The organism is Pantoea sp. SJZ147 (genome assembly GCF_007828605.1).
Taxonomy (GTDB): domain Bacteria; phylum Pseudomonadota; class Gammaproteobacteria; order Enterobacterales; family Enterobacteriaceae; genus Pantoea; species Pantoea allii.
This window is the reverse complement of record NZ_VIVB01000001.1, coordinates 263,938-279,302: the sequence shown is the minus strand read 5'-3', so window position 1 is coordinate 279,302 and position 15,365 is coordinate 263,938. Positions and strand designations below refer to the sequence as shown.

Below are 15,365 nucleotides of genomic sequence, written 5' to 3'. Positions count from 1 at the left end.
AACGCTGCCTGATGTCGGGCGCGCCGTTAGCCTTGCTTCCAGCTTGTCTGGCCGGTCGCAATCTCGGTTAGCGGCTCCTCGCGCCACTGCCAGGGTTGCCGAAGTACCACGCGGCTGGCGAATTTTGCTATGCCAATCTCATCTTCCAGCAAACGCTCCATCAGGTCCTGAAACTTGTATAAATTGGGAGCGATGATTTTCAACAGATAGTCGTAGCCACCGCTGATGTTATAGCACTCCACGATCTCCCGGTACTGACAGGCGCCGGATTCAAATTTAATAAAATCGGCAGGATAATGGCTGTTGAGCGTGATCTCGGAAAACACCACCAGATTGTTGCCCAGTTTGTTCAGCGTGACCCTGGCGGCGTAACCCGAAATAATGCCGCTTTGTTCCAGGCGCCGGGTACGCGCTAAACAGGGACTGGGGCTGAGGCTAATCGCCTCAGCCAGTTCAACTATTGAACAACGCCCCTCGCGCTGAAGATGCTCAAGTATTCTGATATCAGTACGATCGAGAGGCTTAGGATGTGACATAGACAGGTGATTACCTCGGAATGGGCTGTGACGCCCTGGCGGCAGTCGCTTCCGTTAACGACTGATCGAGTACCTCGATTATCATTTGCGCCTGTTCCGCCGTCAACACCAGGGGCGGACGAATCTTCAGCACGTTATGTCCCATTGCGCATGCACTCAGCAAGACACCTTTCTGGCGCATTCTGTTCACCACCTGACTGGTTAGCCAGCGGTCCGGGGTACGGGAAGGGCGATCGGAAACCAGTTCCACGCCAACAAAGAGGCCCGCGCCACGCACATCGCCGATGGCTTCATGCTTGTGACTGAGGGCGGTAATGCCATCAAGCAGAATTGTGCCTACCTTGCGGGCATGGGCAATCAGGTCATCCTGTTCAATGGTTTTCAGGACGGCCAGCGCGGCGGCACAGGAGACCGTATTGCCCGCAAACGTATTGAAATAACGGGCGCGTTGACCGAACTCTGCCAGAACGTCAGCCGTGGCCAGCAGCCCGGCAATCGGTTGACCGTTGCCCATCGGTTTGCCCAGCGTAACGATGTCCGGGATGACGTTGTGACGCTGAAAGCCCCACATGTTTTCGCCCGTGCGTCCGAAGCCAGGCTGCACCTCGTCGGCAATAAACAATCCTCCGGCCTGTTTGATGGCATCGACCGCGCCTTTCAGGAAACCCGCTGTGCCAGGCAGGATGCCATCGCTGGTAAACAGCGAATCGACGATCAGTGCGGCGGGCTTAATGCCGTGGCGCTGCAGATCGGCAATGGCGTTTTCGACATCACGCGTGAAGCGCTCGCCGAGATCGGCCCCCTCGGCATGGTAGAGACGGGGCGCGGGCACCAGACGCACATGAGGCCCAAGGTCAACCGAGGTGCCCAGCGAGGGTGAGAACTGAGAAACCGCGTCCGTGATGCCATGGTAAGCAGTTTCGGTCACGATGATGCCGGTGCCGCCGGTCCGTATTTTGGCAATACGGTAGGCCAGATCGTTGGCTTCACTGCCTGTGCAGGTTAGCATCAGATGCGCAAGCGCCGTTTCCGGCACGGTCGCCAGCAGACGTTCGGCCAGTTCCAGAATGGTGTCGTGCAGGTAGCGGGTATTCGTCGCGAGGGTTTTAACCTGCTGACAAATGGCCTCGGTGACGGCAGGATGACAATGCCCAAGTGAGGTCACATTGTTATAAATGTCCAGGTAGCGACGGCCTTCAGGATCGATAAGCCACACGCCTTCACCGCGCACGATGTGTAAGGGATGCTCGTACATCAGACGATAAGCCGGACCCAACAGCGCATCGCGCCTTTCGATCATCGCGGCCGTTTCCGGTCCCACGTCGGCCTGACCGGGGATATAGGCGTTTACCATATTAAGATCGGTGGTGCTTTTCATTAATTTCTCCCGTTTCAGAGTTCAGTCAGCAATCGGTCACGTGCCGCATCGCGAGACAGATCCGCCATGAAGGACAGCGCCTCCCAGGCGGCTGGATTATGACGCATGATATAGGCGCGGTTATGGGGATAGCGGACCGCGCGCCATTCGGTAATCAGGACGGTAATCAGATGACGGGTGGCCATCAGATCGGTAACGATGTCTTGCTCCATGTCGTTGAGCGGGAGCGTTTTGTGATAGGCACCCACGAACTGGGCTGCGCCTTCAAACGGATCGGGCTGGCCTGACATTTGAAAGGCCGCAGCGGTCGCGACTTCGCCCACCAGTGGGGCATAAAGCATGTCGCCAAAATCGATAATCCCCGTAATGCGGTCCTGTTCCTCTGGCGCCACCATCACGTTGTAGAGGTGAAAATCGTTATGGATGACCTGCGCCCTGATTGCCGACAGGCGCGGCAGGACGTGCGTGGTGAAACGCGTCATAAATTTCTCCGCCAGCCTGCGGCGCGTGGGGTCGACGAGTTCTTCCAGTTTATCCATCAGACGATGTGCGGCAGAAACGTTCCACAGTAGATCATGGCTGGCGGCAGGATGTGTGAAACCCTGTAAAGCCAGATCGAGTTGGGCCAGGCAGGTGCCCATGGCACGACGTTGTGCAGGCGTTCGGTCCGTGTCCTTAACCTGCATCCCGTCCAGATAGGTCAGCATCCTGACAGTGGTTTTTGCACCATCAGCAAGAGTGACGTTGTCACAATCTTGTCCTTTGCGCGTCCGCACAACACGCGGAATCAGCAGGTCGGGTGCAACCTCAGCGACATGGTTGAGCGCCTTAATCTGGAAATCCACAATCGACAGCGCTTCAGAGGGATTACTGATCTTCAACACATAGCGCGTGCCGTCTGCCTGCTCGATGCAACAGTTCTGATCGCGCTCACTGGCCAGTGGCCGAATGTTGCCCTCAATGCCATACATTTCAGACACTAAAGATTGAATGGCCGGAAGTGAGAGGGCCGGCGCGGCTGTGCTCAATGCGACAGCAGGGTTGGTGTGTTCATCAAGCATCATTTTCCCTCGCTTTACCGTCTTTGGAGACAAATCAAAGGCCCAACAGACCGGCAAGCTGGCGGAAGTTGGTGAGCCGTTCAACGCCATAGCCGTCGACGGCGGGTTCATGCCCACGATCGATAAATGCTTTGCCCATAAAACCGAGGTCGGATGCCGTCATCAGGTCATAACGGAAGCTGGAGGAGCAGTGCATGATGTGTTCTGGCCCGCAGCCCAGTTGGTCAAACATGTATTCAAAAATCTGCGCACGCGGCTTATAGGCACGCGCCTCTTCTGCGGTATAGACAGCATGAAAGGGCGCTTTGAGATGGGCGACGCTGTGTGGGATAAGATCGGTCATCGAATTCGACAGGATCACTAAAGGAAAATGTTGGGATATCAGTTCCAGCGTTTCCACAACGTGAGGATGCGGCTGCCAGGTGGGCACGGCGTCATAGAGAGCCTGCGCGTCAGTATCGCGGTAGTCCACATCATGAGCTTTACAGGCCCGCTGAATGGCGTTTTCCACCACCTGGAAAAAGGGCTTCCAGTCGCCCAGCACTTCATCAAGACGATAGAAACGAAAGCTTTCAAGAAAGGCGGGCATCCGCTGTTCTGCGATGCGATCGGCAAAAAGTGTCTTTGCTGTCGGTCCCATTTCAAAATTAATTAGCGTTCCATAGCAATCGAAGCTGATAAATTTTGGTTTATAAATCATGTGATTAACCCCTTTCATTTGTATAAAAGAAGTATATCGTGGTGAGCGAACAGATAATTTCTTATTGACCACTGAATGGAGTGGTTTTTGCTCAATTCGCCATAGCACGCGGCATTATCCGCATAGCGTTAATCATGCCCCGATGGCTTCGTCAGCGTCGTTCCCCGGGGCCGCCCACCGGCAACGCAGAAATTTATCAGCCCGACTTAGCCCAAAGGCGTAGTTTGTGCCTGCATTGTGTTTTACACTGCGCGCTGAAAAAATTGAGTAGATTAACGATTAGGTAGGTGGTAATGGCGATGAATGGAACAATCACAACCTGGTTTCAGGATAAAGGCTTTGGCTTTATAAAAGATGAAAACGGCGATAACCGCTATTTTCACGTGATTAAGGTCGCCAACCCTGATCTGATTAAGAAAGATGCGTCGGTCACCTTTGAGCCCACCACGAACAATAAAGGGCTGTCGGCCTATGCGGTGAAAGTCCTGCCGGAAAGCAAATACATCTTCATTGCGGGCGAGCGGCTTAAGCTTACCGCCATTAAGTCTTTTGTGGTTTACAGCGAAGAAGTCCCTGCCAGTAGCCGCATTGATAAAGAAAATACGGTGCTGTCTGTGGGCATTCTGATGAACAATATCAAACCCAAATCAGCCGACCAGGCCGATGAGATGCGTACGCTGAAGAAACTGGCGATCACCACTTTTCAGGGGGCGACCTTAATCTTCTCTGAGGATGAGATTGATATCGATGCCACGGTGAAACTGCTCAAGGTCTGACAGCTTCGGGCCAGAACTGCCAGCGCCTTTCTCAACAAGGCACTGGCAGCCTGTAAGCATTCCGGTGGCATCGACAACGACACCCTTCACACCAGGAGAATCGCAGTAACCCGCTACACATGTAAAACTGACTCTCCGATCTTAAGCGCGCACCACATCAGCGTCTGCAATCTGACACCGCCTCAGGTATAATCCCGCCCATTCCTTATCAGATTCAGAGACGAAGATGGCAAAACTCACCTTACAAGAGCAGCTGTTAAAAGCAGGATTGGTCACCAGTAAGAAAATGGACAAGGTTCAGAGAACGGCCAAAAAATCGCGTGTTCAGGCCCGCGAGGCGCGCGAAGCTGTGGAAGAAAACAAAAAAGCCCAGCTTGAACGCGACAAACAGCTCAATGAACAACACCGGCAGGCCGCGCTTTCAAAAGAATATAAGGCGCAGGTGAAGCAGCTGATCGAAATGAATAAAATCGACATTTCTAAAGGCAATATTGGTTTTAACTTCACCGATAATAATCTGATTAAAAAGATAATGGTCGATAAGCTGACCCAGTCACAGCTTATTAGTGGCCGTCTGGCGATTGCGCGTTTGCAGGCAGACAACAGCGAAGAGAGTCATTACGCCATTATCCCCGCGAGCGTTGCCGATAAAATTGCCCAACGTGATGCGAACAGTATCGTCTTAAACAGTGCGCTGAGTCAGGAAGCGCAGGATGAAGATGATCCTTATGCTGATTTCAAAGTACCCGATGATCTGATGTGGTAATGACTGCAATCAGGCGGGATAACCGCTGAGCCTTGCAGCAAAGTGCTGTGCACTCTCGCCGCAGGGCTCGCGCCGTTTGCCGCTCGGACGGCGGCGGCAGGGCGCATTACCCTGGGCCAGGTTGACCGCGCATTTATCGGTATTGAGCATCGATAACATCGTCCCGGCATCCTCAGGCGAGCCGGGATACATAATCAAGCCTGATCCGATCGCTTTCGGGATCGAAACGCCGCGACTTTCATGCGATTGCCACAGGTCGCCATGCTGCACCAGCGGCGGCGGTGCGATTTACTGAGGTCATGGAAAAGCAGGATACAGTCATGTGCTTCACACTGGCGCACGTACGTAAAGCTGTCACTGACAACAAGCTCGACCAGTGCGTTGACCACGGGCCAAAGCAGGGTAGCTGTACTTATCTCCTCATGGCTAACCGCGATCTGGTATCGCTGCGCGTCATCATCCCACGCCAGTCGCTCCGTCGGGCGCCCGTCCTTATAGAGCCTGTTAAGAACGGTCAGGTCCGCAGATAAGCCATTCATCGCAGCATCGACTAATGCACGTGCACTATGGCGCAGCGCCCGCGCTTCATGTAACAGCCCATCAGATGCCTGCAAAGGCGCGCCATCCGGCCAGATCCCTGCCATCTCCAGCCAGCGCATCACGCGTCGATCGTCGCTGAAACCGTCATGTCGCTGCTCGTCCACGCCGTATTCACTATTGATAAAGTCCAGTGCGAGGTTATCCGCCAGGAAAAGGAAGTCGTGGGTGTTGAGATCAGGATTCATAGCTGCCTGTAACTGTTAAAAACATATTTGACAGGTTAGCAAATAAGATCGTAACCTTCAAATAACAACTTTAACGGTTACATCATAAGGAAACATCATGGCGGCTTCAAAATCCATTACGACGACAGACAGTTTGCGTACGCACGACGTTAACGATGCACAGCAACTGGATGGCGTAAAATACCGCTACGAGCAGGTCGGCGACGTCAAGGTGTTTTATCGCGAAGCGGGCGATGCCAGCAGGCCAACAATACTGTTACTGCATGGCTTTGCGGGGTCATCATTTATGTTCAGAGACCTGATTCCACAACTGGCCGGGCGCTATCACGTGATCGCTCCCGACCTGCCTGCATTCGGATTTACCGAAGCGCCCGCGCGGGACGCGTACGCTTACACCTTCGAGCAACTGGCGATCACTATCGAACAGTTAACACAGCAGCTCAGGCTGAATAACTATGCACTGATGGTGCACGACTACGGCGCACCTGTCGGCTGGCGGCTTGCCGTCAGTCATCCGGAGCGGATCACGGCCATTATTTCTCAGAACGGTAACGCCTACGAGGAAGGGCTGGGAGAGGGCTGGAAACCGATTCAGCGCTACTGGCAGGAACCGACTCAGGAGAACCGCAATGCGCTGCAAGACTTCCCAACGCCCGCTTCCATTAAATGGCAATATCTTGAGGGCGTGCCGGATAAAAGTCGTGTCTCACCCGATGGTTACACGCTTGAAGGGCTGCAAATTCTGCGGCCGGGTAACGCGGACATTCAACTCGATCTGCTGCTGGATTACGCGTCAAATGTTGCTATGTATCCGGTGTTCCAGAACTACTTCCGCCAGTCTCAGCCGCCATTGTTAGCGGTGTGGGGAAAGAACGATCCCTTCTTCCTGCCTGCTGGCGCACGTGCGTGGAAACGGGATCTGCCTGCGGCGGACATTCGTTTATTTGATACCGGACACTTCGCGCTCGAAACGCACGGCCAGGTGATTGCAAGCGTGATCGCAGACTTTCTGGACAACTTACGGCTGAAATAAGCCGATATCCGGTGCGATGCGAAGAGACGGTGCCGCGCAGTGCAAGGCGGCCGGGCCAGCGGTGTGATTAACGTACGTTAAAACGGGCTGGGGCAGCGAGCGTGAAACGGCGTGCCACTGACGGGATGGACAAAGTGCAGTTCACTGGCATGAAGCATGAGCCGCGGCGTCTGCTGCGTACCCGGCAGATCAAGACCGCCATAGAGATCACAGCCCAGAATCGGATGACCCAACAGCTGGCAGTGAATACGTAGCTGATGCGTGCGCCCGGTTTCCGGGGTCAGCGTCACCCGGGTCAGGGGAAGGGCCGTGGCGTCATCCCGTTTCTGATATAAACGTTCAGTAACCTGGTAACCAGACCGGGCTGGTTTGCCATGGCGCGGGCAAATCGACATCCGTGGAAAGCTGGCCGCATCTTTGGCAATGGGGGCATCAATCACACCTTGCTCATCCGTTACATGACCGCACAGCAGCGCGCTGTATTGCTTGGTGACGGCGCGCGCGCTGAATTGCTGGCAAAGCGCGGCGTTAATGGTTTTATTTCGCGCCACGACCATCAGCCCCGAGGTGCCAAAATCCAGCCGGTGAACCAGTGTGCAACCAGGAAACAGTTGCACCAGGCGATGATGTACCGAGTCCAGGTTTTGTGGGTTTTTACCCGACAGGCTCAGTAGTCCACTGGGCTTGTCGATCAGCACCAGATGGTCATCCTCATAGAGAATGTTTATCGCCTCGTGGCACGGCGGAGCAATAAAAGTATCAACGATCGTAGACATCAGTAAGCCTGAGGAGTGAGCAGGGAGGGATGATAGCGAATTATTAACGGTCAGGCGAATGGGGCTGGTTGCAGAACCCGACAGCCACAGGCTTATATTAATGCGATTAATGAGGCCCTTGCTGATAAGACGGCATCAGCCTGCTGGCGCAGACTCACACACGATGCTGGCGAGAACGCGACGAACAAGGGCTGTTGTGGGTGGCAACGGGAGGATTAATCTTTAGCTGCGAGCCATAATGTCCGGCCATTGCACTGCTGATCCTCGACAACATGATGCACAATATGGAAATCGTACTGTTGCAGGAGTGACGCGTATTCAAGCGGCGACAGGCTGGAATGATAAAGCGGCTCACCCTGAAATTCACCTATGGCTTCGCCGTCCGCCGGGCCAGCGTTAAACATCAGTGCGGTGCCCTTACTGGCATGCGCAGAAAAAATGGCAAACATCTGCCGCTGATCGGCACGGGTGAGATGAAAAAAACTGTCCCAGGCAAGAATACCATCGAAACGATGCCCCAACTGCAGCTCCCGCATATCCGCCACTTGCCAGGTGTGTTCAGGAAAGGTTTCTTTGCAGCGGGCAATCATTGAAGGCGAGCTGTCAATGCCTGTCACACGGAACCCACGGCTCAGCAGATACCCGGCAATCGGCGTTCCATTGCCACATCCCAGATCCAGAATATGTCCGTTGGGACGAACATGATGGAGGAATCTGTCCAGCCAGGGTTTTTCTGACAGGTTGGTGGCGCGCAGTTTTGCAAATGCGGCAGCGTTTCTTTCATACAGTGATATTACTGACCTGAACGCCTCATTATCCATCATCTCTCCGTAACCTCAGAGTTATCATCATTATCACTATCGTGATCAGGTTCGCGGCGTAAGTCCGGCTGTGTCGAATAACACGATCCGTTCCCTTACACCGCGAATGATTTACGCCCCTGTTTAAAAATTATAATCCAGCATCAACGTGTAACGGGTAGTGATCGCATCGCCTTGAGTGACCCAACTGCCACTCTGATTTTTCAATGCCCCCGTGACTTCGCCAGAAACAGTAAAGCGCGTAGTCAGCGGATAATTCATCGACACTTTCAGGAACCGACTGCGGGTGTTCTGGAATATTTCACCATCCTCAGGTTGGGCATTATTTTTCTTATAATGTCCATATCCCCCGCTGAGGGTTGTAGAGAGTTTTCCCCAGTTATGCCAGACGCCTACGGATGTGGTCCAGCTTTTTTCGTCTATATCGCCCCATTGTTCTCTGTCTAAAATTCCCGAGGCGAATTGTTGGCGAAACCAGATGCCCGTTGTGTTGTTGATGATATATTGCACACCCGGCTCAATCTGGAATGAACGCACATCACGATCATTTTGTGAACCGCCACTGCGGCGGTGATCGATTTGCTGATAAAGATAATTAAAAAATGAGAGGCGGTCTGTTAAACGTAAATCGGTAAAGAATTTGACGCGCCCCTGCCAGCGGTCCTCTACAGACGAACTTCCGCCCATCACATCCCAGCCGTAGCGCAGACGTTTGTAGAAATATTCGTGGCCGACAATAAGTTGAGTCCACTGATTCTGGCTGAGGTAAGTCTGGTCTTCCCAGGTACCGTTATAATTGGTGGTTCGGCCTTCAGAAAAGGCCAGATACCAGCCGGGTAATGCATCATGACGCATTACGCCCTGCACAAAGGTGAGTGAGTCATTGCCGTTATGAAAATGGCTGTTACGCCAGTTGTTATCCTCAATCGCATATTTCATTTTTAGCTGGCCATGAACGCGACCGCCGGCTGGGTTTGATGAGCGGGCAGAGGTCCACATGATATCTTCATCCAGATAGGACCACGGATCGACCGCAATAACGGTGCCTGATAAATCCTTCATGACGCTCATGCTCGCATGGGTCAGGGTTGGACACAGCAGGGCAAAAATAATACTCAGGGCATGATGTTTTTTCATAATACGATCCCATTAAATCATTTCTTTTATTTTCAACGTCGCGTGAAAATGATCGTTTTGAGGCAGGCTGATGCTCCAGGGTTTCCCCTCCATGGAATACATCCGGGTACTGAATGCCGCCTTATTGTTGATGTAAAAAACAGCAATTGAGTTTTGTATCAGGACGCGCAACTCAATTTTTTCATCAAGCGGAACATCTACCCAGGATTCCGCATTGTCCTGATGAATTGAGGTCAGCGGAGAGTTAAAAAAATAAACTTTCCCTTTGCTCTTATTGAACACCACGTTCAGCCCGGCCTTACTGATGCTGTCGTCAGTAAGGCCAAAGCTCATAACCATGCCGGCAGAGGGAATATCCACGGTGGCAGTCAGCACCGCGCGTTTAGGCAGGGGCGGATACACAGAGGACTGTAGCGATGCGAACTGTGTGGTCGTTTTTAGCGTTTTACTTTCTGTCAGCGTGGTAACCGGGCCTGGATTCGCGTCGATAGCGGTCTGCAATTCCTGCGGAATAACACTCTTGAGCTGGCCCTGAGGTTCCGCGATTAACTCGTGAACAACCAGATTCCCTGCCCAGTCAATATTGCCGCTGTCACGGTTTCCTGCTTTGGTGGGTATCCAACCAAAAACGAATAAGCGGTCGTTTTTGCGTACCAGTTTTCCCGCGTAAAAACCTGAGCCATCGACCACATAATTATTCGTTTTTCGCCACGGCCCTTCCGGATTATCCGCGACACGGTACTGTGTCAGACGCAGCGGCCACTGATCGCTAAAGCTGAGATACCAACGCCCGTTGAAGAACACCAGCGTCGGACATTCGAGATTGGCGTTCGTGGTGATAGTGTCATTATCAAAAAAGATACCGCTGTCTTCCCAGTTTGTTAAATCGGTTGAGCGGTAACGGGCAATAACCCCTCGGCCGTTGCTACGCGTGGTAATTAACATCCAGTATTCTTTTTTTTCTTCGATCCAGACAACGTGAGGATCGCGGAAGTCATTACCGCGATACTTATTGCCCGGCAGAAGGGTGTCATTGGGATGTTTAACCCAGTGAAGACGATCTTTACTGGTGGCGTGCATAATAGACTCCACTGGGAACACGTTTTCATTGTGGGCGGTATACCAGGCATGCCAGGTGTCGCCGACTTTAATGATCGATCCGGTTCCCAACAGCAGTTCCGGGTCGTCAACGTTATTGACGTAGGGAATCACTTCAGAGTGGTTCTGATAATCATATAAGTTGGCACTCGACAGCAGATGAATCGCGTGCACGCCTAAGTCACTGCCGCCACGGACATCATTAAGATAAAAAATATCAAATTCGCCATTGTTATACACCGGCATGGGATCGCCAATAAATGAGCCTTCCACTCGCGGAAAAAAGCCATTAATTCGCGTAATGCTTTTATTTTGTAATGTTTCTTTAGAGGGTTGTGAATAAACTGGCGTATTTCCAACGGAAAGCGTCAGCAGTGCGACGAATGTCGCTAACGTTAATTTTTTCATGCTGCACCTGAATATCAGAAGTTATAATTCACGCCAACCACGGTAAAGGGATTCCATGAGTGACCTTTATATGTCCAGAGTCCGTCTTCTTTCGTAAATTCTGCTCTGAATTCACCATAGAGTCTGACTTCACCAAACACCGGATAGCTGAGGGTGCCGCCGATAAATTTATAGCGGCCGTTATAAAAAACTTCGTTGGGGTTACTGGCGTTCTCGGTTTTGTCCTGACCGAAGCCCACATACAGCGAGGTTAAAAGTGGATACCAGTTTCGCCAAAGCCCGGCCGTTACTTTCCATTCCACTTCAACAATGTCACCCCAGTTTTCGCGTACCTGACGGTTATAGTAATAATAAGGCCGTAAATACAATCCCATATCCGGATTCACGCGATATTGAATAGCCGGCTCAGTTTCAAAAATATATTGTTCAAGATCGCCATTTCCCGGTTCATTGCCCTGGGGCTGATATTCGCCATAAGCATAACCGGCAAGACTCCATTTATTACTGAGTCGCAGGTCCTGCCAGACTTTAAAACGATTCTTCCAGCGTTTCGTGGCCGTTTCGGAACCGATCATGGCTTCTGTGCCTATATTACCTCGCCAGGTTTCAAAGATATGGCCAACAAAAAACTCATTAATCGTATTGGTGGCATCGTATTTCTGATTGCTGAACTGGCCTTTATAGCTGTCTTCCCGGGCATTCCAGAAACCAAAGTACCAGTTTGGTAACTCATCATGCCTTAAAAAGGCCTGTATGGTTGCGAGCTTAAACTTTCCGCTGTTTTTACTCTTATCACGCCAGCGAACATCATCAATTTCGATCTGTGTGCCAATGTTGCCGTGTAAGCCGCCAGCCTCCATATTGCGGCCAATACTGTTCCAGTGAACCGGCGGATCTTCCTGTCTTAAACGCAGCAGGCTGACATCTGCTGGCATAGCCACCTTACTGCTGAGTTCAGGGTCGGTTATGTTATTTTCGCCTGCAGGGGATAAGGTCGCCGGCACGGGTGATGCGGCGTGTTCGGCTGTCCTGTTAACCGTAACCGGCGAGGAGGAAACGTGGCTGACCGGCGGCGCAGGTTCCTTTTTAGCAGGCGCCGTGCGGATAGGGTGATTATCCGTTTCATCATGAAAATAACTTTGATAGTTCCCGGTATAAACATTTGACGGGTCCGGTGTGTTTTCGGCTGCAGCAGGAAAGGCCGCTAATGACAGCATCAATGCCAGTGTTTCTTTTCCCGAAACCCTATTTTTTCTATTCATCACACTAACCCGGTGGAACGGCGTTAATATTTCATCCATTTTTCTGTCTCATTATTTCAGGCGAGAGCAGCCAGTCAGAGACTGACAGAAATAAAAAATCAGCAACTAAGAGGCGTTACGGATCGGGACGGAATTATCTGTCCAGAGACCAGTACCCAGCGTCTTCTAAGGCAGCGACGCCGTTATGGGCAAACAACGTTAAATCACGCTTGTCAGGCTGAGGGTAAATTCGGCTACTCAGGCAGGCGGTGCCCGCATTGACAAACACTTCCACAGAGGAGCGGTCAATGAAAATTTGCAGCGACAGTCGCTTGTCTGCTGGCAGGGAAATGCTGCGTGTGCCCTCAAGCAAAAATTCCGGGTAACGACGCTCGACAATTAGCCGTTGGGCCTGATTGTCGACGTAAATTCGCAGCCCGTCGCCCAGCGCAAGACCATATTGCTCCGCCGAAGATGCGTTGAGATCCCATTCCAGCCGCACTTCAACCGCCTCGGCATGTTCCCCGATAGACAGGGTTTGATTGTTCAGCTCGCGCACCGGTACCGCATAATAACGGCCACGCAGGGCGGCGACCTCGGCCGCGGGCTTCATCCGCACACGGTTATCATCGCCCAGGCTTAACTCACGTGGCAGAGAAAGCATCCCGGCCCAACCGTCCTGCTGTTCGGGCATCGGTGATTCCCACATATCCAGCCAGCCGATGACAATGCGGCGACCATCCGGGGTCAGGAAGCTTTGCGGCGCATAAAAATCGTGACCATGGTCCAGCTCAATGAATTGTCCATCATGGGTGAAGGCTTCACCGGGTTGCCATTCGCCAAGCAAATAGCCGCTCTGAAACAGATTGCGATGGTGATAACCTGTCGCTGCGATCCCCTGCGGGGAGAACATCAGGACGCGTCGATTGCCCAGGGAAAAGAAGTCCGGGCACTCCCACATAAAGCCCATTCCGTCTGCCGCCTCGGCAAAAACACCTTCGTCGTGCCATTCACGCAGATCGGCGGAGCGATACAGGCGCACCTGACCTGTGTCCTCGACGCGGGAGCCGACAACCATGTACCAGAACTCACCTTCGCGCCATACCTTGGGATCGCGGAAATGATGCAGGCCTGGCGGGGTATCGATCACGCAACCCTGGCGTTCAAAGTGGATACCGTTGTGACTGGTTGCCAGGCACTGAACCTGATAGAGGTTGTCATCCGTGTCGGCGGGTCCGTGAAATTTATGGCCTGTATAAATCAATGCCAGCGTGTCGCCGTCCACCACGGCAGAGCCTGAGAAGCAGCCGTCTTTGTCTGCCGGGCCTTCCGGTGCCAGCGCAACCGGCAGATGCTCCCAGTGCACCAAATCTTGACTGCGGGCGTGCCCCCAGTGCATCGGTCCCCATTTTGTGGAGTAGGGGTGATGCTGGTAGAACGCGTGATACCAGCCTTCAAACCAGACCAGGCCGTTAGGGTCGTTCATCCAGCCTGCGCGAGCGGCAAGGTGATAACGTGGATACCAGCGTGGATTAATCCCGGATTGCGAGGTTTCAAGTGCCTGTTCAGCCTGTTTTAATAAAGATGTCATTGTGTTTACTCTCAATAAATTACACAGCGTTTTGCTGTAACAAGGATGGCTCAGAGGAGGACTTAGTTGAGCGCAAAAGGAAAATGGAAATAAACGTCGTGCAGAACACCATGATGCCCATAATCAGATAGGACTGGGCGAAGCCAAACCGCTCATAGCTAAAGCCCGCCAGTGGGGATAACACGGTGCCAATAATTGAGCTGGTACAGGCGAAGCCCACCAGATAGATCGTGGAAGACAGACGCTTATCGAAATTCAGACTGTTATATTTAAAAATGGCGACCAACAGGATAGGGAGTTCAACAGCGTGAAGCAGTTTGGTGATGGAAATCAGCAGCGGACCTACCACCAGGCCTGATGCCACCATGCGCAGCGCCATCACCATACCGGCGAATATCAAACCATTTTTAGCGCCAATCCGGTTAACCAGCCAGGGCGCACAAAACATGCCTGCTGCCTCCAGAAAGACCTGGACGGAGTTTAAATAGCCAAACATGGCGTTCCCTTCTTTTAACGTCGGAAACTGAGAAGAGAAATAAACCGGGAATTGCTGATCGTACACGCCATAAATACAGGTGCCGACCACGAAAAAGATCAGCGCCCAAAAGTGCGGCAGGGTAAGCAGGCGAAAGGCATCGGCAAGCGAGACTTTTTTAGCCCCGATTTCGAGTTTCTCCATACTTGCCGGGGCCGCCACTTTCAAACGCGCCAGCAGGCAGAAGAAAACCAGTCCGGAGCATGATGCCACCAGGAAATTAAGATTGGGGTTGATATTAAACAGTAGCCCGGCAAAAAACGTGGCGATAGCCCAACCAAGGGAGCCCCACATCCTGGCCCGGCCAAACTCGAAGCTGCTCTGACGGGCAACGCGTTCGGTATAGGATTCCAGCACACCGATACCGCCGTTAAAGGTCAGGCCAATAAACACACCACCGAACAGGCTACCCAACAGAATATTCACACTCAGCAAATAGCTAAACAGCAGGTAAGCAGGGCCGGAGAGAATCAGCAGGGCGGTAATAAACCACAGCAGATGTTTGCGCAGACCCAGTCGGTCCTGAATAAAACCATAACAAACCTGGGCAAAGAGGGCCGATACGGATAAGACCGAATAGATGATGCCGGTTTGCGACGCCTTAAGGCCGACTTCCTGGTGAAGCCAAATGGAGAGAAGTGAACTGGAAGAGGACCAGGTCATAAAGAAAAAGAACAGCAGTGCGCTGAGTAGCAAATAGCTGCGGGAAGGCCGTTTTTTCAT

General features: G+C 52.5%; 16 protein-coding genes. 3 read left to right on the top strand and 13 right to left on the bottom strand.

Going from position 1 to position 15,365, the window contains the following annotated elements; translation table 11 throughout:
- Positions 1-26: 26 nt before the first annotated feature.
- The 4 genes from FBY13_RS01300 to FBY13_RS01285 are packed head-to-tail and all read right to left on the bottom strand — an operon-like array spanning position 27 to position 3,675.
- Complete coding sequence (locus FBY13_RS01300; RefSeq protein ID WP_063879480.1) at positions 27-536, bottom strand: Lrp/AsnC family transcriptional regulator; 510 nt, start codon at positions 534-536, stop codon at positions 27-29.
- Positions 537-546: 10 nt separating this feature from the next.
- The gene (locus FBY13_RS01295) at positions 547-1,914 is read right to left on the bottom strand and encodes an aspartate aminotransferase family protein (protein WP_145393272.1); all 1,368 of its coding nucleotides are present in this window, start codon (positions 1,912-1,914) and stop codon (positions 547-549) included.
- Between the two features lie 14 nt (positions 1,915-1,928).
- Positions 1,929-2,978 carry a phosphotransferase gene (locus tag FBY13_RS01290; RefSeq protein WP_255474402.1) on the bottom strand — a complete coding sequence of 350 codons (1,050 nt, stop codon included), beginning with the start codon at positions 2,976-2,978 and terminating at the stop codon, positions 1,929-1,931.
- 31 nt (positions 2,979-3,009) lie between these two features.
- The gene (locus FBY13_RS01285; RefSeq protein WP_063879483.1) at positions 3,010-3,675 is read right to left on the bottom strand and encodes a haloacid dehalogenase type II; all 666 of its coding nucleotides are present in this window, start codon (positions 3,673-3,675) and stop codon (positions 3,010-3,012) included.
- A gap of 293 nt (positions 3,676-3,968) precedes the next feature.
- On the opposite strand from FBY13_RS01285, the gene FBY13_RS01280 reads away from it, so the two are divergent.
- A complete protein-coding gene (locus FBY13_RS01280; RefSeq protein WP_063879484.1) occupies positions 3,969-4,451 on the top strand; it encodes a cold-shock protein in 483 nt (160 codons plus the stop codon).
- Between the two features lie 226 nt (positions 4,452-4,677).
- A complete protein-coding gene (locus FBY13_RS01275) occupies positions 4,678-5,217 on the top strand; it encodes a DUF2058 domain-containing protein (RefSeq protein WP_063879494.1) in 540 nt (179 codons plus the stop codon).
- A gap of 9 nt (positions 5,218-5,226) precedes the next feature.
- Here the strand turns inward: FBY13_RS01275 and FBY13_RS01270 are convergent, their stop codons facing one another.
- Both FBY13_RS01270 and FBY13_RS01265 read right to left on the bottom strand, forming a co-directional pair.
- On the bottom strand, positions 5,227-5,409 hold the full coding sequence (locus tag FBY13_RS01270; RefSeq protein WP_063879495.1) for a hypothetical protein: 183 nt from the start codon (positions 5,407-5,409) through the stop codon (positions 5,227-5,229).
- Positions 5,410-5,411: 2 nt separating this feature from the next.
- Complete coding sequence (locus FBY13_RS01265; protein ID WP_109716290.1) at positions 5,412-6,002, bottom strand: ABATE domain-containing protein; 591 nt, start codon at positions 6,000-6,002, stop codon at positions 5,412-5,414.
- Between the two features lie 97 nt (positions 6,003-6,099).
- On the opposite strand from FBY13_RS01265, the gene FBY13_RS01260 reads away from it, so the two are divergent.
- Positions 6,100-7,035 (top strand): alpha/beta fold hydrolase, encoded by a 936-nt coding sequence (locus tag FBY13_RS01260; protein ID WP_145393271.1) that lies wholly within the window; start codon positions 6,100-6,102, stop codon positions 7,033-7,035.
- Between the two features lie 77 nt (positions 7,036-7,112).
- On the opposite strand, the gene FBY13_RS01255 is transcribed toward FBY13_RS01260, so the two are convergent.
- The 7 genes from FBY13_RS01255 to FBY13_RS01225 all read right to left on the bottom strand — a co-directional run bounded on the left by FBY13_RS01255 (position 7,113) and on the right by FBY13_RS01225 (position 15,365).
- Entirely contained in the window at positions 7,113-7,811 is a 699-nt protein-coding gene (locus FBY13_RS01255; protein ID WP_145393270.1) for an RluA family pseudouridine synthase, read from the bottom strand.
- 215 nt (positions 7,812-8,026) lie between these two features.
- The gene (locus FBY13_RS01250) at positions 8,027-8,632 is read right to left on the bottom strand and encodes a class I SAM-dependent methyltransferase (protein ID WP_063879499.1); all 606 of its coding nucleotides are present in this window, start codon (positions 8,630-8,632) and stop codon (positions 8,027-8,029) included.
- 123 nt (positions 8,633-8,755) lie between these two features.
- On the bottom strand, positions 8,756-9,769 hold the full coding sequence (locus FBY13_RS01245) for an OmpG porin family protein (RefSeq protein ID WP_096010700.1): 1,014 nt from the start codon (positions 9,767-9,769) through the stop codon (positions 8,756-8,758).
- Positions 9,770-9,781: 12 nt separating this feature from the next.
- A complete protein-coding gene (locus FBY13_RS01240) occupies positions 9,782-11,275 on the bottom strand; it encodes a glycoside hydrolase family 32 protein (protein WP_109716294.1) in 1,494 nt (497 codons plus the stop codon).
- A 14-nt stretch (positions 11,276-11,289) separates the two neighbouring features.
- Positions 11,290-12,576, bottom strand: a complete 1,287-nt coding sequence (locus FBY13_RS01235; protein ID WP_145393269.1) for an OmpG porin family protein — start codon at positions 12,574-12,576, stop codon at positions 11,290-11,292.
- A 94-nt stretch (positions 12,577-12,670) separates the two neighbouring features.
- Complete coding sequence (locus FBY13_RS01230) at positions 12,671-14,107, bottom strand: glycoside hydrolase family 32 protein (RefSeq protein ID WP_145393268.1); 1,437 nt, start codon at positions 14,105-14,107, stop codon at positions 12,671-12,673.
- 19 nt (positions 14,108-14,126) lie between these two features.
- Positions 14,127-15,365 carry an MFS transporter gene (locus FBY13_RS01225; RefSeq protein ID WP_063879504.1) on the bottom strand — a complete coding sequence of 413 codons (1,239 nt, stop codon included), beginning with the start codon at positions 15,363-15,365 and terminating at the stop codon, positions 14,127-14,129.